A 20,667-nucleotide genomic window follows, 5' to 3' on the forward strand; every position below is an offset into this window, starting at 1 on the left:
AAAGATGGACAACTAACTCAAGCACAAGAAGCTGAAATGAGTAATTACGCTGTAGAAACTTCATCGGCATTATCAGATGAATCACAAAATGATGTGATTACTCAAGATATTTTGAAAAAAATGGCTATGCAAAATTTACAAACAGCCATTATGACGAAATCGATTCATAGTGAAGAACAAAAACAGACGAGAGCTTTATCAGCAGCAAATATTAATTTGAGTGATATCTCCAGTAGGCTAGATGAGAATTCTAGAAAAGAACAAATTGAAGCTAATTCCAGTGCCAAACAAATCTTAAATACAGCCGCATTTGCTGATGCTTTTTGGGAATTGAACAATGCTAATCACTAAATTAACTTTGTACTGGCTGCAAGTAACTGGAGATACGAATGCAGAAGATATTGTAGATGGAGCTATTAATGGCTCTCGTATTGTTGTCTCTGCCTTTAACCAAGACTGGTTAGATTTAGCTAATGGTCAAAGTGCAGTTTATGAAGCAGTGGTAAAAGTTTCTGCTTTATTTGGTGTAATTTTGGTTTCTTTCTGGTTTCGTTAGTTGGTATTCTCGGTTAACTCAGGAAGGATTAAATAATGAAATTCTTACTGAGATGATTTACCCATTGATAGTTTGTTTAATGTTGACACTTAATAATGGGCAGTTATTAGCTAATACATCTTTAATGTTTCGCAATATAGCAGTTAGCTTAAACGATAGGGTACTAAGTATAACCAGAAATGGGGTAACTTTAAGAGATGCTATCCGTACAACAAATATGGATTAGGCATTTGCACTTTCAGTTCAAGCACAATTGCAAGAATGTGAAAAACAACCGGAGACTGGAGTAAACGCCAAAGGAGAACCAATTAATCCTAGAGAGATATGTAAAAAAGAAAAAATAAATCAAGCTAAGGAAAATGCTCAAAAGTATAAAGAAAAATATGGTTTATCATCATATTCAAATAGTTGGAATCCAAAGGATATTGCCGGACAGTTTGTTAACTCAGCCGTTCAAACTTTGGTATGGATAATATTTAGTGGTTTGCAAGCAGGGTTTCAATATGTTGTGCAAGTATCATTTTTGATGAATGCCTACATAGCGCCTATATTTCTGGTGCTTTCACTTTTACCTTTGGGAGCTAAACCTATTTATGCGTGGATGTCAGGATGGTTGGCATTAACTTTAGTATTGATATCGTACTCTATAGTTTGTGGAATTGCTGCTAGTTCCATTGTCAATGCTAGTAATAGTAATCCTCTATTTTTGCAGTTAGTACAAGCAATTCTCTCGCCAATTTTGGCTGTAGCGATGGGTGCGGGAGCAGGTATGGCGACCTTTTCCGGTTTTTCTAGCAGTGGCAGGTTAATCTCAGGGAGAGTATTCAGATGAGATTACTTGATAAAAAAGAAATAAACTTTACGCCTTTACTATCTCTAGGGCAAACAGTAATTTTAATATTTGTGTTTTTTATCTGCCTAACTATTTCAAATAGGCTAGGAAAAATTGCTAATAATAAACCAACTTTAGTAGAACTACAAGATGGAACACCGATTAGAGCTATTCCAATTGGAGCAAAAGAGCGTACCGACCAAGCAATTATGAATTTTGTTGGTCGCACTATGATGAATTTGATGAGTTGGAATGCTGTACCAAAATCAGATGAAAACTTAGATCCAAGAAATTTAAAACTAGACTCTGGAGTGCAAATAGGAGATAAAAAACTAACTACAAATACATGGGGTGCAGGATTCGCATTATCAGAAGATTTTCGCGCTAGTTTTTTACGAGAAATAGCAGGACTAACACCATCTGATGTATTTACTGGAGAAACACAATCGGCTTTGTTAGTTCGTTATATATCTCCACCAGAAAAAATATCAGAAGGTCAATGGCGAACAGATATGGTAGCTAATTTAGTAATTTTCAAAGGTAAAGACCAAGCAGGCAAGGCAATTTCATTTAATAAAACTGTGTTTGTGAGAGCTATTGATACTCTACCATTACCAAATAATCCTTCAGCCCAGATGTTAGCAGCTTATAACGCACGAAAAGCAGGGATGGAGATTTACCGAATTCAAGACTTAGATTTAGGAAGGTAGCTTTATGCCAAACCAAATTGTAGAGCAAGAGCAATCTAACCCAGCAATGACAGCTACTAACAGCAATGGCAATCGTAGCGAAGAATTTGCACGGATGAATGGGGTAGAAATTAAAGAAGCTACAACAACTGATTTAACATCAGCTGAGTCAACGAATAATGTACCACCAAACGAGTTAGAAGAAATTGTCACTACTCGTCCTGTAGCGTCACATCCAATTTTAAAAGGATTAACCATATCTGGAGGAGTGTTACTAATAGTCATTGTTTTTGGGCAATGATTAGCTCACTGACAGATGCTTTAAATTCCCCTAGCAATCAACCCGATACTAGGACTGCGAAAACTCAGATCAATAAAGCAAGCAACGAAGAAGACGAAAAAGGAGAGTTAAAAACAGCGATCGCAATTACATCCCAGAAAAGCGAATTGCAGGCGATCGTGAAAAAAGATGATGCGGTAGCAGCAACCCCATTACCAATAGCAAAGCCAACAACTACGGCAGCTGAACAGTAAGAGCGCAGCCAGTAACCCCAAGACAGCCCCAAGTTTACCAAGCACCTAGTAGAAGTTATCAGACTGCGGATAATGTGTCACCTAGAAGGGTATTTTCTCCTGCCCCTTCTACTCGCCAACCTCAAGTGGCAGTGAACAATTCTCGACCATTACCAGTAAAGTCTACTCCTACTGCGAAAGACCCGATGCAGGAATGGATAGCAGCTTCAAATGTGGGGATTTATTCTTCTAATAATGATGAAAGCAACTATGAGCAACCAGATTTAAAAAATCTTCAGGTAGAAGGAGGTATAGGAGTAAAAGCAGTCAATGGCTCTTACCCAAATCAGAATCAAAATGTGTCTTTTTCAATACCAGCTAATCATGGAGGCAAGCAAGTATTAGTAGGGACTCGTGCCACCGGAGTGATGGAAACGCCATCGCATGGGTAAGTAGTAATAGTAATCAGGAACAACAAAATAGCTTGATTCGATTAACTCAACCATTAAAAGGATTTGATGGTTCTGAAGTTTTACCCAAGGGTAGTTATGTTGTAGCAACTATCAGCACGACTAATTCGGAAGTTGTACAAATGAAAGCGACATCGGCACTAATCAATAGTAATGGAGGAACCCTAGAAAAACAATTGCCGACAAATTCTATTTTGATATTAGGTAAAGATGGCGATTTATTAAAAGCTAAATCTCGTAAAGGTGGAAATAATTTAGGTGCATCACTGATGGCATCTTTATTATCTGGATTATCGAAAGCAGCAGAGATACAAAATCGAGCTAATACACAAACAACAATTAGCTCATTAGGTACAACAACGACAATTGATAACCCAGATAAAAATTTAGTAGCTGGCTTTGCTCAAGGGAGTATTAATGAAGTTTTAGAGAGAATGAAAACTGCCAATGAGCAGCAATTACGAGGGCTAGAACAGCAACAACAAGTTTTTGTAATTGAAGCTGGTAAGCAAGTCCAAATTTTTGTTAATAAATCTATTTCAATATGAAAACTCTAGCTGTGCTACTGGCGACTACTTTAGTTTGTGATGCTGGTATATCTTTAGCTTTACCAGCAGCGAGAAACGTCTATTCACAAGATGCTCAATCAAGCAGTAGTAGAGGAATTAATTTAAAAGTTTGGAAAGGATACGGACTAACGATTAACTTCATACCTACAGGAGAAAAAATCAAGCAAGTCTGGCTAGGAGATCCATCAAGATTTGCGTTAACTTCCAATGGTAATTTATGTCAACGCAGTACATCAAATAATGATGAAAGCTGCGGAACAGGAGGAGCTACAGTCTTATTTATAAGACAAATAAAGCCAATTAATTTTCCTTCATTAACAACCTCTCCAGATGGGAGTACAATAATTACAATTATTACGGACGGCGCAGAAGGAGATAAACATTATCAATTTCAGCTAACTCCAGCTAGTGGTAAACCATCTTATACAAGTCTAATTATTCACCCTGAATCTGAAAAACCTTCACCAATTGGGCGACAAGCAATATTAAATACAAGTATAAAAACACCTCAATTAGTAACAACAAATCCACCTGTTCAACAGCCAAAAAAACCTGTAACAGTCAAAAAACCTGTAATAATAGCCAAGCCAGTTACCCAACAAAGAACAGAAACGAGAAGTAACAGCTTGCCTCCTAGTTCTACAAATATTGCAAATAATTCAACGACTAACCCAGCCTTACCTAAATTAGTAACTGAGAGAAATTCAATTACTAGAAATGATGCTAATGCTTTAGCTTATGGACTAAACACAAGCTGTTACTAATAAAGAAATTAAGCCCTATTCAAGGACTTGGCGAAAACTGCAAGATGCTATTCGATTATTACGCAGAGGCAAGAGTCAACAAGAAGCGATTTCTTTATCTGGTGTCCCAGCCGCATTATTTGAAAGCTTAATAAATAGAGGAAGATAAATGCTGAATTTTCCAAAAATATTATTAGGAATTTCAACAATATTAATGGCTACTACGCCAATACAAACCCAAGCCCAAATACCAACCGAAACTCGCACGTTACATCAATATGAAGCAAAAATACCTGATTGGTCAAAGATAACCTGGAATAATTTAGCACCAGTTGGGCAGCCTGGATATCTAAATATTGCACCAGAGTTAGTGAGCAAAATCGGTTATAATCCTTCGCGTTCTTGGTCGGCGGGACAAAAAATAGATTCGATAGTCATGTTAGGAGATGTAGAAGATGCTTTTAAGATGAGTGTTTTCAGTTTAGAAAGTATATCAGCAATAGCACCAATTGATTTTTCTCAATTGACGCTGAAAGACTTAGGATTGCTACAATGGCAAACCCCGAACACTTTAGTTAAAGCAATTCCAGCATTAGGGAACCTTGATATCAGCCAAGTACCACCGATTTATGATTTATTTAATCAAGTTGCTGCCCAAAAAAGAATTATTAATTTAACAGTTGCAGATAATACAAAGTCAAAAATCACAAATAAAAAGCCTTTAAAAATTGCTGTAAGTGGTAATTTATTACGAGTCTTACAGTCTAACCCTCAAGCAGCTAATACACCATTAGGTAAGCTGGATTTGAGCCGTTACCCAATTAATTCAGTACCAGGGCTAAGTAAAACACAATTAGCCAAATTCCCAGGTTGGCAACAGAGTTTTATTAATCAAGTACCAGGATTAAACAAAATTCCATTTGATAAAATGCCTCAACCGATTGATGCAGAGTTTAATGTAGTTGGTATTGCATCGTTAGTTTTGGGAAAAGCGGAACAAGGAGATACAAAAGTCGGCTCAGACTACTTTATATCTGGCAGTGTTAACCGTAGTAGTGTAACCATTCCTGTCGCTTGCGAAAGTCGTCAAGAATGTGCGTATATGGAGTTAGGCGATTTAGCTGGGCAACAAGGGGAACTTTACGGGAAACGTTGGGCCTTTGGTTCTCAAATGGTTAAGGGTGGATTTGGGCTACTGGGTCGGGTGAATGGTAGCAAAGAACCTACAGGTAGACTTGTTTACGGATTTGCCTTTAAGGTTGTACTGACAGGAGTGAATGAATCACAAGGAACAGCAGACTTTGGCTTGTTTTTCAGGATTTGCGCCAATATTCCGTTTGTAGGCAAGACTTCGTGTACCCCATACTTTATTGTGGCCAGTACCTTGGATACCTGTGAGAGAAAATGAGTTAGTGGTTGTGGGGACAAGGTAATGAGTGCAACAACCCAGACCCAACAGAATATTAGTAACCAGATTCTTCCGAGCAACTTTGTCTCTACTTTCTATTCGCCAATGGGTTTAGCATTGCTGATATCTATAGTTGCATTAGTAGTAGCTAAATCTTTAGACGCTAGGGGTAGATTAAGTAAACTAGCAAGGGCAAGGTGGGCAGGAGCTAGAGAAAGAACAGCAGCCCGGAAGTTAGCCATGAAGTTAATTCAAAAACGCAAACATAACCGAGTAGCTCTTTATGTTGGTACTCCAAAAGGAGCTACTTTTGAGGAGGTAGGTAACAAACGCATTATTAATCTTCCAGAAGATAGCTCAATTTTGTATCTGCCGGAAGCCCAACGAGGCATCTTTGTTTGTGGCTGCTGGTGGGGGGAAGACGAAATCAATGATTAATCCTTTGCTTTGGTCTGCGATTGATCAAGGAATACCAATCATTCTTTATGATTTTAAGTTTGATTGACAAAAATCAGCAACAGAAGAAGCCAAAGGACAAGCCCCTCAAATAGCAGGTTACGCTGCGATGCGTGGATATGAGGTGTCGATTCTTGCCCCTGGATTTCAAGAGTCATGTGTAGCTAATCCACTAGATTTTCTGCGGAGCGAAACTGATGCAGAGATGGCCTGCGAATTGGCGATCGTCCTGAATAAAAACTTTAAACTCTCATCAGGTGGTGACTCTTCCGAAAGTGGATTTTTTGTGAATGCAGGGGATTAGTTAGCACAAGCTATCTTCATGCTGGCAAAGGGTACAAACTTCCCGGATATTATGATGTGCCATGCGATTCTGAGTTTACCTAAGTTGATTGAACGCATTCAACAAGCTGATTTAAACCCTTGGGTTCAGAGTGGCTTTTGAGCAATTTTTATCTGTAGCAGGTAGCCCAGAAACAGCAGCGAGTATTGTGGGTACAGCAAGTGGTCTTTTTACTCGCTTCATGACTCCATCAACGCTTTCTGCATTTTGCTGGCCAAACAAACATACCCTTGGATTTAAAAGGACGAAAAATGGTGGTGTTTGGTATGGATAAGGAGAAAAGAGATGTAATTGCTCCTTTATTAGTGTCTATTCTGCACCTTCTATGTACCCGTAATTTAGCTGGTAAACGGACAGATCCTTTAGTTTTAGCATTGGATGAATTACCAACATTGTATCTTCCTGCTTTAGTAGATTGGCTCAATCAAAACCGTGAAGATGGCTTAATTTCTATATTAGGATTGCAAAATTTATCGCAACTTGAGAAAGCTTATTCTAAAGAAACTACTAATGCAATATTTGGGGGTTGTGCTACAAAAATAATCTTTAATCCACAAGATGATGTGGCAGCAGAACGATTTAGTAACTTTTTAGGTGATGAGCAAATTAGACATAAAGAACGCTCTCGTAGCTTTGGCGGTAAAGGTGGTGCAAGCACTTCAATTTCTGAGCAAAATACTACCCGAAAACTATTTGAAATTAGCCAATTTAATTCTTTACCTCCTGGTAGAGCAGTAATTATCAGTCCTGGTTTTCGCTCTGGTAAAGATGTAGGATTACCTTTATTAGAGCAAATTCCTGAAAATATTTTATCAGTTGACTGCGTAGCTAAAAGTATTGAGAAATGGTATGAAGTGCAGCAAAAAATTATTTTACGTTCTACTTTACGCGAACCATCTGGAGAAGAGTTAGAAAAACGGCGTTTAGAAGCAGAAAGATTACTACCAATAGTTGATAACTATGTGGCAGCTAATGACAGAATGAAGAATATTTAGGAGAAAAATACATGATTGAATTTTCTGATTATGAATTAAAAGCATTAAGTAAGTTACCTTTCGATATTGCGGTTTTAGCCAATAACGAATTTTATCGCAATAGTCTAATGAATGCGGCTGATTATTGGGATGAACCACCATTTCCTGAAAATCATATTCCCGAATTTATTGAAGTTTACTACGGAGATGCTGATAGTCCTCATATTTTTATAGTAAATGGGGAACTACAAGATTATGACGTAGCCAATTTACCTGATACGAGTAAAACAATTTCAGTTTTAGTTGATGACCAATGGACATACATAGAAATTGAAGGGAAAGTAATTCTTAATCGATTAGGAGGAGCTATTTTACCAGATATATTAGTAAGTCCATCAAGTCTTGTTGATTCACTTATAGGAGTAAGAAAATCATGGATGAAATAAAGTCTGAAGCTAAACAAGTGCAACATGATTATCTAGAAATCCTTAATGACATTTTAAACAAGTTATCAGAGAAGGGTAAATTTCAATCCTTAGATACCAGTAAAAATTTATCAATTTATGTTGGTAGTAAAGCAAAGTATAAAATTAGTTCTGATGGTGAAATTTCTGTAAATTTGATGACCCCAGAAGTGGTTGAGACAATTAAAACTGCTATCAATGACCCACAAAATCTAAAAGGTTCTGTGCGGATAATGGTAGGCAATCAGAAAGTTTATCATGCTAAAGATGGAAAAATTTTAACTGATAAACTTGGATTAAATCAAACTCAACTACAGTCTCGACAAGCTGAATCTGTAGAGGAATCATCAAGTATTGAAAGTCTTCAAAAGCAAGTAGAATCTTTACAACAAAAAGTTCAAGACTCAGCAGGCTGTGATTGATAGGTTTGTTCAGCAAGAGAACTCAAGTGTTGAATCTACTCAAAAGCTATCAACAGATTTAGCTAATCTTAAGCAAGCATTTGATACACAGCAAAAAACCATTGAGCAATTACAAAAAGGATTGGAGGCAATAAATAAACAGAATCTTCCTGTCGTTAAAAATGAAAGTCTAAGTAAGTGGCTTAACTCAATTGAGAGTAAGGCTAAGAATACTGCTAAAAATCTTTATGAACAAGTAAAAACTGCGCTGACACCTAAAGTTGATAAAGTCAAAGCTCAATTAGAGACTCAAATCACTGCTTTAAAAGAGCAGATTAATCAACAAATGGAATCTGTTAAGGCAGAGATGAAATCACAAATAGCGGCTATTAAAAGTGAGTTTGAATCACAAGTAGGTGTAGTAAAAGATGGGATTGCTGAAGTTAAGCAATTAGCCAGTAACGAAGTTCAGTATGGCATAGAACGTCATCAAGCTGCTACAAGTGCTATTCAAAGTAAAATTTCTGAGGAAGTAAATACAGTTCATAAGCAAGTAACTAAAGCAGTTGGTGATATACACTCAAGAGTCAATCACACTGTCAAAGAGAACGTAACAAAAGTGACTAACAGTGTGATGGAAGTTAAGGGTAAAGCTTTTTCTAAAAGCATAGATTCTATGCTACGTCTATTTGGAAATCAAAACTCTGATGGTTCCCGAAGTTATGAAAGTAAAAATTACAATTTTTACCAAAAAGGAGATAGCATTACTGTTACCGCCAAAGATGGTCGGGCAGTCATGGTAGATAATAGTTTGACTACTCAAGCTACAGAGAAAGATGTTGAATCTTTGGAGGAAGTAGGACAGGTAGTTTCTGATTATCTAAAAAGTAATCACACTCAATCACAATCACAATCAATCAAACCTAGAAGATAACGTTTTTTAAGAATTCAGGATTCAGAAGGGTTAAAGAATTAGAAGAAATATTTGATGAATCAATTTACTAATCTACTAAATAAGCAGGCAGGTACGAATAAACCCAACTATGTAACAGAATATAAATTTTTCAAAACCCTTACGATTGCTTGACTCCACTTTTTTTCGTTTGCAGTAACGTAGTTATAAATTTTCGTGTCCACCTACTTACTTCTAAATTCTGAACCTTTGATAAGCTCAGGGTATCGCTTCTGACTCCTGGCTTCTAAATTTATATATACAAAGATGTTTGTTATGATAAAACGCTTGACAATCAAAAGAGTTTTTATCTACTTAATTTTTTACTTAATGGTTTGGATACGTCCTATTTTTATCCGAATTGGAAAGCTAATCGGGTTTTTTTTGATGCTAGTCTTTATTATGGGGCTAGTACAATTATTTATATTGCCTAATAATATTGGCTGGACAAGAACAATTGGAATTGGAGTGACGAGCTTTATTGTGTTTATGATAACAGAATATTATGATAATATATTATTGAGATTGAATCCTACTAGTAATACTCTTTTTCTAGGAAAATGAAAGAGCATTTTATCGCCTTAAGCCCATAAAATGATTTGTGTTTTGGCTGTTTTGATATCTAATTCTTGATTGAGATTGTTGGTGCTGTTTTTGTCGCAATAATTCATTTTTAATAGTAGATAATCGCTCTTGTAATGGTGCTGATTGTAAAACAAGAGTAAGAGTTTTCATATCAATAGTTTCTTGTTTCCTATCCCAAAATTGATAGTTTTGAGTCTGGATTTCCCAGTCTTTTATAGAGGTTCCTAATTGTTGTTTTTGAGTAAATAGCTCTTGGATAGTGTTAATAGTTTTCAATTGTTGGTTAACCACTAAATTATATTTATTACTTAATTGGTGGAATGGTAAACGCTCCAGAGATTTAATAATTTTTTCTTGTTGAGCGTGTTCTTCCCACAAACTATTAATTTGTTGCTGTAACTGGTTAATTTGATTCTCAATGGCTTGCCTGTCGATTGGCAGAGGCTTTTGAGCCACTGGTTGTGAGAAATATTCTTTAACAGCTTGCTCTAAATACAGTAGCTCTTGATTAGTGAGTGAATCGATAGATTTTTGAAATGCTTCAAATTCTGGCAATTGAGAATTTTCTGGAATAGCCTTGATTGTTTGGATTTGCCTTTTTTTATCTTTAACTGCCTCGATGACAGGCGGTAAAGTTTCAACTAGGGCTGATGATAATGTTTGTTGCTCCACAAAATCTGCGATCGCATTTAAAACCTTCTTTGTTGATGGTGGAGCGATCGCTGTTTTATTGAGAGGAGTTGGCACAGGCAACTGTTTGAGTTGCTCAACAACTTCCTCAAGTTTCTGAACTAATACAGGTGATTCAACGGCTGCCAAGTCAATGTGTTGTGCGATCGCCGTTATCGCCCTGTGTTGAGTTGCTTGGTCGATGTGCTGGCTTTGAGGGCTGCAAATCACGAATGAGAGATTGCAACCGTTCAATATCGATAGCTGATTCAATAGCGGCGTTGTCTAAAAATTCAGAGATAGCATTTATAGCGTGTCCACTTGATTTAAGGCTGACATCAGTTTTTGGGTTGTTAAGACTTGCTGTATTGAGTTGTTGAGTGTCATCTGGGTGCTGCGCTGTTCTTTGACCTCGAAACTCATCTGATGCAAGGCTTCTGTTAAGTTCTCTAAGGTGTCCTTCAAGTTGCTCGACTTCTTCGAGTTCAAGGTGTCGGCTAATTGCTCCAAGAACGCGCTCAAATTTTGGGCTTGTGCTTGTTCTACGTTGTGGATTTCCTGTCTCAATTCGTGGTTCTGAGACTCTAACTGTTCGATTTTGGCATTCATCTGCGCTTGGTTGATCAACAGTTGATCCATTTTTTGAATTAATAATGCGATTTCGGATGGTGGCTGAGTGCTGGGATTGCTGATGGTTGAGGTCATGATTTTGCTCCTTGATATGGTTTTGTGATGTAGCTAACCTTTGCTGACGTTCTTGCAGTGTGAGTTTACGAGGTGGTTGATAAGGTGGTTTTCGTTGCTGTTGATTGCGCTGCTGCCAATCTCGTAAACTTATAGCCTCATGGTTGACCTTTTCATAAGCCAGTGGCCCTTGGGCTACTATCAAATCATCAACACCTTTATCTGGCCCTGGCAGAGTTACCACACTGACAAAGGCTCCTTGTTTCTCCAACAGTTGCCCAGTGCGAGAGATGGCAATCTCTATATTTTGTTTAGTTTCTGGTCGAGTTTCATAATCAAAGCAGAAAGTGATTTCGCGTTCTGGAGTGGCGAAAACAGCTAACTCATCCATGAGTTTAGCTTTCACCTTTTCCCCGAACTCGTCTTTACTACGATAACCAGCATAAATCCCAGGCAAACCGATAGCCGGATGACTTTGACTTAATAAACTGGCAGCTTTCTTAGCCCCTTCAGTAATTGTGGTTGGGAGGTTATGTTTCCAGACACAATACCAAAAGCCACTAGTGCGATTTGCTTGGGTTGGCTCGACTCCATATTTTTTATAGATGCGGTTTGCTAAATCATCAGGCACATCTAACAGGAAGATACTTAAATCAGTTTTAGGTGGATGCTCATATTTAATGAATTTGCCTGGTTTATCAGGTTTCTCCCTGGGATTATTCGGCTTGTAGCATCCCCACAATGTTCTATCGGGTTGATCCCCTGGTTGCAAATTAGCGAAAGATTTGGGATTAACGCCAGCATCGCACCACCAACCACCGTCCTCGATATGAGAGTATTTGCTAATCATACCTGTAGAAAGTCTACCTGTATTGGTGCGTGGTAGCTGCTGACTGTACATTAAATGTTCCCATGCTTCATGTTCCCATTCAAAACCCTGATGCAGAGACTTGAAATTTAAAGTGGCGATCGCCGGATGAATAGCACTACCTTCTACCAATTCCCGCCAGTGTTGAGCGTCAAGTGTTTCTGGAGGTTCATGAGAACTGCTAGGAGTCCAAAATGCTATCTGTCGTAGTGTTTTAACCTGCGATGGTTTAGGAAGTGGTGGAGTGGAATTAGGTTTAGATTCAGTTTTAGCTGGCTGATTTACTAATATTGTGACTGGTGATGAAGCGTCTGCTATCCGCTGTGATGCTTGCTGCTTCTCCAATTGTTTTTGGCGTAGTAAAGACAGTGCGTTTTCTTTGGCTTTGCTCGATTGTGCTAAGGAGAGTAAATCTTGTTTATCTTCGGTGTAGAGCTTCAAGGAATACCTAGCACGGCTAACAGCAACATAAAAGCTTTCTTGTCCAATAGTGTGATCTGCTGCGATGAGAACTCTATCAGCCGTTTTCCCTTGACTACTATAGGTTGTACTGACGAGGGCATAATCTAAATGTTGTGCTTGTTTTAAATCAATAAATTCAATTTGACCACTATCTAAATACTCGATTTGAGCGTCAGAATCAGCAATTGCTTTAACGACAAACTCCTGACCGTTGCGCCGTCCTAATTGACGGTCGTTTTTTGTCCAGCGTAGGCGATCGCCTACAGCGATTTCAATCTCAAGAGATTGGTAAACTGCTTTATCAAATCCCGTATCTACTTGAAAATGCTTACCATCACTATCTCTAAGAGTGAGGCTGTCATTGTCTTTGCCCACAACCTTATAGAGCTTGCCTTTCTCTAGCCCCCGGCGTTTGTAATTGCGGGTGGGCATGACCATATCACCTTTGTCAAAGTTGTGGGTATAACGCTTTTGTACAAGAGTTAAATCTTTGGCTTGCAGTTGGGTGATGATAGCATTTGTTCCCAAACTGCCCTCAGCCTTGAGATGTTCTCGAATGGCTTGGGTGATAGCCAATCGCTCTTTATTTGTACCGGTGAATACTAGAGTTTTCGCCCGTTGTTCAGGTGTGGCTGTTATATATTCATTTGCGATCGCTGCAATTTTTGATTCTGGTGTTACAGTCTCAATGCAGCCGTTCTCATCCAGACGTTTAAAACCTTCCTCAATAGAGCCAGAGGCAATCAAATCTACAGCCAGTTTCAGTTTTGGCGCACGTTGCCTATTAGATTCGTTTAAGTAACTGGTCTTAATCCCCGCCTGTTGCAGCGATTTGAAGGGATTGCCAGCTTCTACAGCTGACAATTGCTTTGTATCGCCTACTAACAAAACCCTGGCTTCCTCTTTTTCTGCCCGTTCTAAAAGAGTAAGGGCATCTTTAGCACTGAGTAAACCTGCCTCATCCACCACCCAGATTTGATAAGGTTCAATTTGTTCTGGTGGTTCGGAGACTAACAATCTGGCAACAGTTTCAGCTTGAATATCTAATTCTTGCCCCAAAACCTTAGCCGCCATTGAACTGGGAGCAAAACTTTTAATAGTGTAGCCACTGATGGCAGCGATCGCTTTCAGTTCCTTGAGTGCGAAAGTCTTACCAGCCCCGGCGACTCCCTGCCATGCTGTAAATTGGTCAGTTGTAGTTGCTGCGTCTAAGACGGCGCGACGCTGATCCCGATTTAGAGCAGTTTTTTCTAAATAACTTTCGGCTATTTCTGGGTGTACCAGTGGGTTAACTTTTCCTTGCCCAGATTGCATCAACTTAATAGTTGCTATTTCTCTGTTGACTGCCGACAATGTAGTAAAATCGCGTCTTTGTTCGGACAGGCTGAGTAATTCAGTATTAACCTGAATTAGTGGTTCAATCTGAGTTATGTCTGTAGTCAGCCCTTGCTCAAGGATGAATTTCTCTAAATCCTCCTGGGTAAAGGAGACATTTCGTTCTGAGCAGTGAGCGATCGCGGCTTCTAAATGCTCTTGGTTAATAGACCTCGGCTGAAAGTCAGGCTGTGGAGCTTCCCAGTGTATAAATTCAATGCCAAAGAAAAGTGCTTCTTCTTGCCACTTGGCTTTTAGTTCATCTGGGGCAATCTTCTGCTTGGCTGCACGAGTAATTCGATCAAGCCCCCTCTCGCTCTGCCCAGGTTGAGTTTTCCCCTACTACCTTTAATATCTGCTGTCTGCGTTTAGAAAATTCCTCTAAGTCTTCTTCGCGGAAACCTTTAATTTCAAACTGTCCGTGTTTCCTTGGTTCTACTTTATAACCTAGTTTCTGAACTTCAGATGCTAAGTGATGCTGATAGACCATACCGAGGAATTTCTTGTTTTTAAAAATTTCTCTGTTTGAGAGGCTTTGCCATTTACCATCATCAAGCTGAGTCATATTCATGATCAGCGTATGAGTATGTAAATGAGGATTTAGCTCTCTGCTTTCAGTGTGGTCAAATTCAGCGATTACTAAATTCCCTGTTCTGGTAGGTTCTCGTCCTGTATCTGTTGTAGTTCTAGTAAAGCTATAGCGAGACTCAATCAACTCCAATGTTTTCTGCACTGCCAAAGAGTGAGCTTTAATTAGCCTTTCATCTCCACCTACTAACGCTTGTAGGCTTACACTCTTTGGTGCAGAGAAGGTGAAATCAGTAGCTGCTAATCTTTCGGAGCTTGTCTTTTTAGCGTAGAGGGTTTGGCTGCCATCTGGCCATTGTCCATTCACGATATTGGTAAAAATTTCTTTATTGTTAATTGCTCCTGACAGTCCAAGCTTTTCAGCACCTTTGCCAAACCAGCGAGAGTTTTTGACTTCATGGCTATATTCTTCCATGAAGTAGTTTACTGCTTGCTGTGGTTTAGTATTTTTGCCCGTTAGCATTCAGCTAAATGTTACTTTTGTAGTATTTAATAATTCAAATACCAATAAAAATTTTTTTGCTTATTTTAATTCTAAAACTAACCCGTATTTCTTGCCAAATTTTTTAGGCATAATGTGCGAAAAAGGGGTTTTTAAAAGTGTCATAAATTTACCATAAAAATGCCAGAAAAAAGCCATAAAAATACCAGAGGTTTACCATAAGTTTTCCATAGCTTAATTTTTATAAAATTAGAGTTACCATAAAACTGACATGGTTTTAACATAAAAGTGCCATGATATTGCCATGTAAATACCATAGTTTTACCATAAAACTCCCCTTATATACTGATACGTTTTGCTACTAATTTTTGGTGTACTGAGTCTTCAAGTAAGTCATTAAATTTTATGAGTCCACTAAAACTTGCAGTAGATTCGGGTGGTTCATTTCTCAAATGTTTCTATACTTTGGAGAGCTTTAAACCGGAATTGCTTTTGATGGAGCCGGAAGTTGCAACAGTTCCTTTAGAAAGCTTACAAGCTTATGAACAGAGTAAAATCGGTAATTCTTCACCTGAGAATAGTGCTTGGATTGAATATCAGAACAGCTTTCAAGCTGTAGGGTTTTTGGCTCGAAAGCGATTCAATGCAGATTTACAACTGCAACGCCGCAAATTTGAATTAGCTTTGCCGAAAGTTCTGGCTATGGTTGGCGCGATCGCTACGAAACACGATTTACCCAATAACTCAGCTATCCAATTAGGTATACTGCTGCCGTGGGGAGAGTACCAAGATAGAGCTTTATTTGGAGAATTAATCACTAAAGCATTAGCTGACTATAAGTTCAAGGGACAAGCTAAGTCTTTTAAATTGGATGCTTTTGTCTGTCTTCCAGAAGGGGGAGGTATTCTCACAAGAGGCCCGTGCCCCAGGCTCTAGCATCAGAGATTAGACAATTGCTGTGATTATGTTAGGGTACAGAGACACTTCTATCCTAGTGATTGAACGTGGAGAAATGAGCAAAGGTAAAACAGAGCCGTTGGGATTTTCCAAAATGATTGAGTCTGTGATGTCCCAAACATCTGGTTTAAATCCTCATCAACTAACGGCAGCAATTTGTAAAGCGGGACGGAACATTAATAATAAAGCCTTAGAAGAATTGGCAATGGTAGATGCAGCTTACAAAGAGCATGAAATAACCACAATTAGAAATGCAATCACTAATGGCAGGAAAGAGTATTGGATGATGTTATCCAATTGGTTGAAGTTGCAAGTACCTCGTGATGTTGACGAGGTAATTATGGGTGGTGGTACGGCTCATTATTTTCGTTCTCAATTGAACAACTTATTTTCTACAACAAAAGTTAATTGGTGCGATTATTTGGAGTCACAAATTACCGATAATTTTTCCCAAAGTTGCTGCCAAGTCATTACAATACCGACTAACTGATGTTTATGGTTTATTTTTCTACCTGTGCGGCAGCACTTTGAAGACTAAAGTGCAAGTAGGTACTGCCAATGGCTAAACAAATAGAATATCGATTCCGTATTGCTTTGGAATCTCAAGACTTGAATACTGCCCTGGTCAATTTCCTCAAAGCGAAAGACCCACTTTTTACCGAACGTGACAAGTTATTTTCTGCCCTAAATGCTTATTGGCTACCATTTGCAATGAAAGAGGCAGGTTACTCTGATGAGGAGTTAAGACAATGTGCTAAGAATGCTATTTATCGTTTGAAATTGCATATTAGCTATTTAGCTGAAAGCTTTGGTTTGGAACTAGACGATGATGCTGTATTACAACCAGCCGCCACTACAAAAGCATTTCCACCTGTCGCTAAACCACCAAAGCTTAATGATATTAACTTGCAACCATCAACTGCTACAGAAGTCATAAGCACTGGTTCTCAGCCTTTGGATGATTTGATATATCACGAAGACGACAGCACTTTTGAAGGATTATTTAGTTAATGGAGTTAATATGCCATATACAAAAGAAGCATTGCAAAATATGTATTCTTTATCCCCAGAGGATGTCAAAGCAGCTTTGGAAATCTGTGAACTATCTACAGATAAGGAAGAATATAGCGATGAAGAGATTACAGCAGTTGACTTTCAGCAAGCAGTGGAACTAGTAAAACAACAGCATTCTCAAGCCTCTGCTACTCCAGAAAATGATGTTACAGAAGGTAAGAAGAGAAGGAAGGCTAAACCATTAGATATTACTGAATTATTGAGTAAAGCTCGTAATAAAGGATTTAAGCTGACTCTCATGGAAGCGATGCAAGTATTACAAGCCTGTGGTCTAGAGGAAAAAGATGAATACTCTTCGGCAGAGTGCCATCGCTTCCTTGAAGCTGGTGACTTAATCAAAAATCAACGTAAATCTGTTCAGGAAGTAGCACAACATTTTGGATTAACTACTAATACCAATGCTTCCACATCTAATTTAGATGCAGATACAGATACGCTTTTGGAGCAGTTAGGCGAAACTACAGCTTTATTAGGCCAGGAGGAACGAGAGTTAATTAGAGAAATGGTCAAGCAGAAAGCTAAAGGTGATATGGCTGGCCTACCTAAACTGTATTTGCAATCCCTACTAGAAGAAATGCGATCGCCCGAATTTCAAAATGAATGGCAGCAGCTAAGAAATGCTTTTAAAGACAAAATTATGGGAAAAAAGCCAACTTCCCCGATATTCCCGCAGCCGCAGCCTTTGATGACCTTGCCACCGACATCGGACAATGGGTTAGTATCCGAATAGCAGAAGAAAAGCATACTATTGAGGTGAAAGCCCATCAAGTTATTGAGGAAAAGGGCCAGGCTTCGAGCCACCCAAATAGCTTTAAACAAACTCAATGAATCACAGCAATGGATTGAGGCTGAACAAAAACGCTCCGAACTTCGCAGCCAGCGATCGCAGCAATTTAGAATAAACCTGATTCACTTTGCCCGTTGGGTTGGTTCGGGTTGGTTCGAGGCTGGCTAATTTATCTGGGTTCTTTTGTTACTACTCTGTGCATTGGTTATGCAGTGGGGATTAATTCACCTTCTGCGATCGCTTGTCCTAATACTAAAAGCTACTGCTACCTGTTAAGACTAAATAAGGAAACAGTAGTTTTTCCAAGTCCTAAACCTCAACAACAAAAACCTCAAAAAAACTAAAGATATATTGAAACCAGAGGATTTATCCCTCTGGTTTAATTTTTCTTTATTAAAAGCGGCTGAATATATAGACTTTGTTATAACTTTCTTCTACTGAATAATAAGAATCAATGAACCAATCACGGGCTATTGCTTCTAGGTTGAGGTAAGAACTAGGAATTCCCATTTCTTCTAATTTTTTTAACACTCCTTGTTCTTCAAGTTGTGTATAAACAAAATCTTCCTCGCTTTCATATTCACCGTAATAACGTTCTTGAAAGTCTTCTATACTAGCTGAGGTACTATCGTAGTTATAATATGCGGCATAAGCTTCTCCATTTTCAGAAAGCATCTGAGCCAGTTCAGCTAATTTCTCTATGTCTTCATACTCATTGATATAAATACCGTGCCAATTTTGATAATCATGAATTGCGTATTCTTCGCAAGGTTCATCATCACGGCAAGGCGACCAAGACAACATCCACTCAATGTCTTCTCTAATAGCCTCTACATCTTGGGTACAGTCGATTCCAAATTCCGTGTAGCATCCCAGAATTGTAGGCAGATAAACAAGCTACATAAATTTGTGGAGCGTCATCATCTTTACATTCGCGCTCGTGTCTTGGAAAAGGTAATTGGCATTGTGCGCCAATAATTAAAATATTAGCTAGACTGATTGCTAAATCAACAGCTAGTTTTTCTTGTTTAGGAAATTTTAAAATATTGCCTTCAACTTGGCAGTTGTAAAGTTGTTCAGCTACTAATTGTGCTTCTAATTCTGAACTAAAGACTACAAAATTTGTTGGCTGCATATATTGTAAATCTTCCTTAAGATTTGCCTTTAGAAAAAGCACTTTTAGTTTTGGTAAGTGCTTTTTCTTTTGAGTGCTAAAGCTTTTATTTTGTTTTGCGAAGTTGTGATAGAGGTGTAGGCTTAAAGTACAAATCGCGTTCAATTGGTAGTCCTAAAGGCCACGAGCCTCGGATAATTCACTAAAACTGAAATAGCCGAGTTCTTCTGCAAATCCTTGTACTAACCCGAAAAACAAGTCTTCACGGTCAAATTCAAGTACATACCAAGTCCATTGAGAGTCAGGAGTGAAAAATTTGATATACGCAATAGGATTATCAGCTTGCTCTTGTGCGTACAGTACAGGTAGTTGAGCAATAATCTCAGGTGTTAATAATTGCATTTTGAAAATATTCTTGTTTGAAGCGAGACAAATAGGTTTCAACTGTGGTTTTTTGAAGGGAGGTTCATTGCCTCCCTTAAGTAGTTAGAAAGGAGTGTTACCAGTTTCGAGAGTTTTGTGAAGATAACCTTGCCAGTAGTCGCCGGAGTAAGATTGAGGAGGTAAGCCGATAGCGGCATCAAATTCACCATCGTAGTAGCTATCAGATGGAGCTTGAGCTTGGTTTTGTGGATTAATTTGAGTTAGCATACAGACATCCTTTTTATATGAGGCGGGTAAAATCCCGCTTTCCTTAACTAGTTCTATATTAAAAGAACTAGTTATTTAAGTCAATAACTAGTCCTATAAAACTTAATTATGTAACGTTATTCTAAATATAGAACTAGTTATTAATGAGAAAATTACGTATTGATGCCCTGTTGTCGAAATCCTCTCACTGTCCTACTATTAAAGATATAGGCTATACCATGAAAACTTGAACTAAAATCTTATCCATGAGTTAGTATAACCACTTATTTTATTAATAACCAGTTCTATTTCAGGAAGAACGGTTAAGATATAAAGCCTAAGTTACCTAAATCTATGAAGCATGGATGCAGCAGCTTTCAAGAGAAGTGATTATCTGAGTGTTATCACTAAACTAAAAGTAATGTATATAGATACAGTGTTGAAGCTTGAGTATAACTGTACAGTACTCAACCTTTAGTGCTAACTGCTAACTGTGGACTAATGACTAATGACTAATGACTATGGAAATTCATGAATTAACAGCCCAAAAAGCAAACTCACTTAACATAGAATATATTGATGATCTGATCAAGCAAGGCGTAAAGCAACTAAACGACGAGCAAAAAGCGATAAACAATGCACTTTCTGCTTTTGAAATGATGGTTTTTTGGAGTAGTCGTGATTGCCAAAGAGAAAAACAATACGCCGATGAATTCGGATTGCCTAAACCAATACTAGAAAAGTGGTTAGTAGATAAATAAGACTGAGACGAAATACAAATTATGGAATATTGCGTAGTTGAAACATATTGCCAAAGAATAGGTCGCTTTTTGTACAAAATAAAAAAGCATATTCGTGATGACGACAGTGTTATTTTTGTCTCAGATAGCTATCAAGTATGCAAAGAATTTGTATCGGAGCTTGATTCTTATAATTCATGTGGTGTTTGAGCAAAATACAAATTTTGATTTGTTATGCGGTCAGAAACTAATCTGGGTTAGCAGTTCAATATGCTATGCCGTAATCTGGAGGAAATGAGAGAAGCGATTATCAGCCCTGTCAT

30 protein-coding genes are annotated in these 20,667 nt (G+C 38.2%); 23 read left to right on the forward strand and 7 right to left on the reverse strand.

Annotation, left to right across the window (positions count from 1 at the left end; all coding sequences use genetic code 11):
* Positions 1-36 precede the first annotated feature (36 nt).
* The 17 genes from AC504W_RS28200 (at position 37) to AC504W_RS28280 (ending at position 9,352) form a co-directional block, all read left to right on the forward strand.
* On the forward strand, positions 37-351 hold the full coding sequence (locus AC504W_RS28200; RefSeq protein ID WP_494879745.1) for a hypothetical protein: 315 nt from the start codon (positions 37-39) through the stop codon (positions 349-351).
* Positions 338-556, forward strand: a complete 219-nt coding sequence (locus tag AC504W_RS28205) for a hypothetical protein (RefSeq protein ID WP_494879746.1) — start codon at positions 338-340, stop codon at positions 554-556. Before AC504W_RS28200 ends, AC504W_RS28205 begins: the two co-directional genes overlap by 14 nt.
* Before the next feature lie 253 nt (positions 557-809).
* Positions 810-1,388, forward strand: a complete 579-nt coding sequence (locus tag AC504W_RS28210; RefSeq protein ID WP_494879747.1) for a hypothetical protein — start codon at positions 810-812, stop codon at positions 1,386-1,388.
* Entirely contained in the window at positions 1,385-2,098 is a 714-nt protein-coding gene (locus AC504W_RS28215; protein WP_494879749.1) for a hypothetical protein, read from the forward strand. The genes AC504W_RS28210 and AC504W_RS28215 overlap by 4 nt, the downstream gene beginning before the upstream one ends.
* A 4-nt stretch (positions 2,099-2,102) precedes the next feature.
* Entirely contained in the window at positions 2,103-2,378 is a 276-nt protein-coding gene (locus AC504W_RS28220) for a hypothetical protein (protein WP_494879751.1), read from the forward strand.
* A complete protein-coding gene (locus AC504W_RS28225; RefSeq protein ID WP_494879753.1) occupies positions 2,375-2,611 on the forward strand; it encodes a hypothetical protein in 237 nt (78 codons plus the stop codon). The genes AC504W_RS28220 and AC504W_RS28225 overlap by 4 nt, the downstream gene beginning before the upstream one ends.
* A 74-nt stretch (positions 2,612-2,685) precedes the next feature.
* Positions 2,686-3,042, forward strand: a complete 357-nt coding sequence (locus AC504W_RS28230) for a hypothetical protein (protein ID WP_494879755.1) — start codon at positions 2,686-2,688, stop codon at positions 3,040-3,042.
* Positions 3,030-3,608, forward strand: a complete 579-nt coding sequence (locus AC504W_RS28235; RefSeq protein ID WP_494879923.1) for a TrbI/VirB10 family protein — start codon at positions 3,030-3,032, stop codon at positions 3,606-3,608. Before AC504W_RS28230 ends, AC504W_RS28235 begins: the two co-directional genes overlap by 13 nt.
* A complete protein-coding gene (locus tag AC504W_RS28240) occupies positions 3,605-4,393 on the forward strand; it encodes a hypothetical protein (RefSeq protein WP_494879757.1) in 789 nt (262 codons plus the stop codon). Before AC504W_RS28235 ends, AC504W_RS28240 begins: the two co-directional genes overlap by 4 nt.
* A gap of 148 nt (positions 4,394-4,541) precedes the next feature.
* Positions 4,542-5,780 (forward strand): hypothetical protein, encoded by a 1,239-nt coding sequence (locus AC504W_RS28245; protein ID WP_494879759.1) that lies wholly within the window; start codon positions 4,542-4,544, stop codon positions 5,778-5,780.
* Positions 5,781-5,804: 24 nt separating this feature from the next.
* Complete coding sequence (locus tag AC504W_RS28250; RefSeq protein WP_494879760.1) at positions 5,805-6,218, forward strand: hypothetical protein; 414 nt, start codon at positions 5,805-5,807, stop codon at positions 6,216-6,218.
* Between the two features lie 127 nt (positions 6,219-6,345).
* Entirely contained in the window at positions 6,346-6,540 is a 195-nt protein-coding gene (locus AC504W_RS28255; RefSeq protein WP_494879762.1) for a hypothetical protein, read from the forward strand.
* Positions 6,541-6,670: 130 nt separating this feature from the next.
* Positions 6,671-6,853, forward strand: a complete 183-nt coding sequence (locus AC504W_RS28260) for a hypothetical protein (RefSeq protein ID WP_494879764.1) — start codon at positions 6,671-6,673, stop codon at positions 6,851-6,853.
* Positions 6,831-7,574 carry a type IV secretory system conjugative DNA transfer family protein gene (locus AC504W_RS28265; protein ID WP_494879766.1) on the forward strand — a complete coding sequence of 248 codons (744 nt, stop codon included), beginning with the start codon at positions 6,831-6,833 and terminating at the stop codon, positions 7,572-7,574. Before AC504W_RS28260 ends, AC504W_RS28265 begins: the two co-directional genes overlap by 23 nt.
* An 11-nt stretch (positions 7,575-7,585) precedes the next feature.
* Positions 7,586-7,999, forward strand: coding sequence for a hypothetical protein (locus AC504W_RS28270; protein WP_494879768.1), 414 nt, complete (start codon positions 7,586-7,588; stop codon positions 7,997-7,999).
* On the forward strand, positions 7,987-8,439 hold the full coding sequence (locus AC504W_RS28275; RefSeq protein ID WP_494879769.1) for a hypothetical protein: 453 nt from the start codon (positions 7,987-7,989) through the stop codon (positions 8,437-8,439). Before AC504W_RS28270 ends, AC504W_RS28275 begins: the two co-directional genes overlap by 13 nt.
* Entirely contained in the window at positions 8,432-9,352 is a 921-nt protein-coding gene (locus AC504W_RS28280) for a hypothetical protein (RefSeq protein ID WP_494879770.1), read from the forward strand. Before AC504W_RS28275 ends, AC504W_RS28280 begins: the two co-directional genes overlap by 8 nt.
* Positions 9,353-9,943: 591 nt before the next feature.
* On the opposite strand, the gene AC504W_RS28285 is transcribed toward AC504W_RS28280, so the two are convergent.
* The 3 genes from AC504W_RS28285 to mobF form a co-directional block, all read right to left on the reverse strand.
* A complete protein-coding gene (locus tag AC504W_RS28285) occupies positions 9,944-10,855 on the reverse strand; it encodes a hypothetical protein (protein WP_494879772.1) in 912 nt (303 codons plus the stop codon).
* Positions 10,776-13,991: an AAA family ATPase gene (locus tag AC504W_RS28290; RefSeq protein WP_494879773.1), complete on the reverse strand. Its 3,216-nt coding sequence runs from the start codon at positions 13,989-13,991 to the stop codon at positions 10,776-10,778. Before AC504W_RS28290 ends, AC504W_RS28285 begins: the two co-directional genes overlap by 80 nt.
* Positions 13,992-14,313: 322 nt before the next feature.
* Positions 14,314-15,063: a MobF family relaxase gene (gene mobF, locus AC504W_RS28295; protein WP_494879774.1), complete on the reverse strand. Its 750-nt coding sequence runs from the start codon at positions 15,061-15,063 to the stop codon at positions 14,314-14,316.
* Between the two features lie 384 nt (positions 15,064-15,447).
* Between mobF and AC504W_RS28300 the strand changes: the two genes are divergently transcribed.
* The 5 genes from AC504W_RS28300 (at position 15,448) to AC504W_RS28320 (ending at position 18,028) form a co-directional block, all read left to right on the forward strand.
* On the forward strand, positions 15,448-15,978 hold the full coding sequence (locus AC504W_RS28300; protein WP_494879776.1) for a hypothetical protein: 531 nt from the start codon (positions 15,448-15,450) through the stop codon (positions 15,976-15,978).
* Between the two features lie 76 nt (positions 15,979-16,054).
* Positions 16,055-16,489: a hypothetical protein gene (locus AC504W_RS28305; protein WP_494879777.1), complete on the forward strand. Its 435-nt coding sequence runs from the start codon at positions 16,055-16,057 to the stop codon at positions 16,487-16,489.
* Between the two features lie 68 nt (positions 16,490-16,557).
* Complete coding sequence (locus tag AC504W_RS28310) at positions 16,558-17,010, forward strand: hypothetical protein (RefSeq protein WP_494879778.1); 453 nt, start codon at positions 16,558-16,560, stop codon at positions 17,008-17,010.
* A 10-nt stretch (positions 17,011-17,020) separates the two neighbouring features.
* Entirely contained in the window at positions 17,021-17,803 is a 783-nt protein-coding gene (locus AC504W_RS28315; protein WP_494879780.1) for a hypothetical protein, read from the forward strand.
* 42 nt (positions 17,804-17,845) lie between these two features.
* Positions 17,846-18,028, forward strand: a complete 183-nt coding sequence (locus AC504W_RS28320) for a hypothetical protein (RefSeq protein WP_494879782.1) — start codon at positions 17,846-17,848, stop codon at positions 18,026-18,028.
* Positions 18,029-18,253: 225 nt separating this feature from the next.
* Here AC504W_RS28320 and AC504W_RS28325 read toward each other — a convergent pair whose 3' ends face one another.
* From AC504W_RS28325 to AC504W_RS28340, 4 genes are all read right to left on the reverse strand, one after another.
* A complete protein-coding gene (locus AC504W_RS28325; RefSeq protein WP_494879784.1) occupies positions 18,254-18,664 on the reverse strand; it encodes an antirestriction protein ArdA in 411 nt (136 codons plus the stop codon).
* Positions 18,665-18,680: 16 nt separating this feature from the next.
* Positions 18,681-18,995, reverse strand: coding sequence for a hypothetical protein (locus tag AC504W_RS28330; protein WP_494879786.1), 315 nt, complete (start codon positions 18,993-18,995; stop codon positions 18,681-18,683).
* A 153-nt stretch (positions 18,996-19,148) separates the two neighbouring features.
* Complete coding sequence (locus AC504W_RS28335; protein WP_494879788.1) at positions 19,149-19,376, reverse strand: DUF2958 domain-containing protein; 228 nt, start codon at positions 19,374-19,376, stop codon at positions 19,149-19,151.
* Positions 19,377-19,460: 84 nt separating this feature from the next.
* Positions 19,461-19,625, reverse strand: coding sequence for a hypothetical protein (locus tag AC504W_RS28340; protein ID WP_494879790.1), 165 nt, complete (start codon positions 19,623-19,625; stop codon positions 19,461-19,463).
* A gap of 494 nt (positions 19,626-20,119) precedes the next feature.
* Here AC504W_RS28340 and AC504W_RS28345 point away from each other — a divergent pair, with 494 nt between their 5' ends.
* Complete coding sequence (locus AC504W_RS28345) at positions 20,120-20,365, forward strand: hypothetical protein (protein ID WP_190968815.1); 246 nt, start codon at positions 20,120-20,122, stop codon at positions 20,363-20,365.
* Positions 20,366-20,667 lie beyond the last annotated feature (302 nt).

The sequence above is a fragment of the Nostoc sp. C96 genome, assembly GCF_059384975.1.

Excerpts from the sequence above, each read along its gene's own strand:
- AC504W_RS28200 (WP_494879745.1), top strand. The coding sequence starts at position 37 with ATGAGTAATTACGCTGTAGAAACTTCATCGGCATTATCAGATGAATCA.
- AC504W_RS28205 (WP_494879746.1), top strand. The coding sequence starts at position 338 with ATGCTAATCACTAAATTAACTTTGTACTGGCTGCAAGTAACTGGAGAT.
- AC504W_RS28215 (WP_494879749.1), top strand. The coding sequence starts at position 1,385 with ATGAGATTACTTGATAAAAAAGAAATAAACTTTACGCCTTTACTATCT.
- AC504W_RS28220 (WP_494879751.1), top strand. The coding sequence starts at position 2,103 with ATGCCAAACCAAATTGTAGAGCAAGAGCAATCTAACCCAGCAATGACA.
- AC504W_RS28225 (WP_494879753.1), top strand. The coding sequence starts at position 2,375 with ATGATTAGCTCACTGACAGATGCTTTAAATTCCCCTAGCAATCAACCC.
- AC504W_RS28240 (WP_494879757.1), top strand. The coding sequence starts at position 3,605 with ATGAAAACTCTAGCTGTGCTACTGGCGACTACTTTAGTTTGTGATGCT.
- AC504W_RS28245 (WP_494879759.1), top strand. The coding sequence starts at position 4,542 with ATGCTGAATTTTCCAAAAATATTATTAGGAATTTCAACAATATTAATG.
- AC504W_RS28250 (WP_494879760.1), top strand. The coding sequence starts at position 5,805 with ATGAGTGCAACAACCCAGACCCAACAGAATATTAGTAACCAGATTCTT.
- AC504W_RS28255 (WP_494879762.1), top strand. The coding sequence starts at position 6,346 with ATGCGTGGATATGAGGTGTCGATTCTTGCCCCTGGATTTCAAGAGTCA.
- AC504W_RS28265 (WP_494879766.1), top strand. The coding sequence starts at position 6,831 with ATGGTGGTGTTTGGTATGGATAAGGAGAAAAGAGATGTAATTGCTCCT.
- AC504W_RS28270 (WP_494879768.1), top strand. The coding sequence starts at position 7,586 with ATGATTGAATTTTCTGATTATGAATTAAAAGCATTAAGTAAGTTACCT.
- AC504W_RS28275 (WP_494879769.1), top strand. The coding sequence starts at position 7,987 with ATGGATGAAATAAAGTCTGAAGCTAAACAAGTGCAACATGATTATCTA.
- mobF (WP_494879774.1), bottom strand. The coding sequence starts at position 15,063 with ATGCTAACGGGCAAAAATACTAAACCACAGCAAGCAGTAAACTACTTC.
- AC504W_RS28300 (WP_494879776.1), top strand. The coding sequence starts at position 15,448 with ATGAGTCCACTAAAACTTGCAGTAGATTCGGGTGGTTCATTTCTCAAA.
- AC504W_RS28305 (WP_494879777.1), top strand. The coding sequence starts at position 16,055 with ATGAGCAAAGGTAAAACAGAGCCGTTGGGATTTTCCAAAATGATTGAG.
- AC504W_RS28310 (WP_494879778.1), top strand. The coding sequence starts at position 16,558 with ATGGCTAAACAAATAGAATATCGATTCCGTATTGCTTTGGAATCTCAA.
- AC504W_RS28315 (WP_494879780.1), top strand. The coding sequence starts at position 17,021 with ATGCCATATACAAAAGAAGCATTGCAAAATATGTATTCTTTATCCCCA.
- AC504W_RS28325 (WP_494879784.1), bottom strand. The coding sequence starts at position 18,664 with ATGTTGTCTTGGTCGCCTTGCCGTGATGATGAACCTTGCGAAGAATAC.
- AC504W_RS28330 (WP_494879786.1), bottom strand. The coding sequence starts at position 18,995 with ATGCAGCCAACAAATTTTGTAGTCTTTAGTTCAGAATTAGAAGCACAA.
- AC504W_RS28335 (WP_494879788.1), bottom strand. The coding sequence starts at position 19,376 with ATGCAATTATTAACACCTGAGATTATTGCTCAACTACCTGTACTGTAC.
- AC504W_RS28340 (WP_494879790.1), bottom strand. The coding sequence starts at position 19,625 with ATGCTAACTCAAATTAATCCACAAAACCAAGCTCAAGCTCCATCTGAT.
- AC504W_RS28345 (WP_190968815.1), top strand. The coding sequence starts at position 20,120 with ATGACTATGGAAATTCATGAATTAACAGCCCAAAAAGCAAACTCACTT.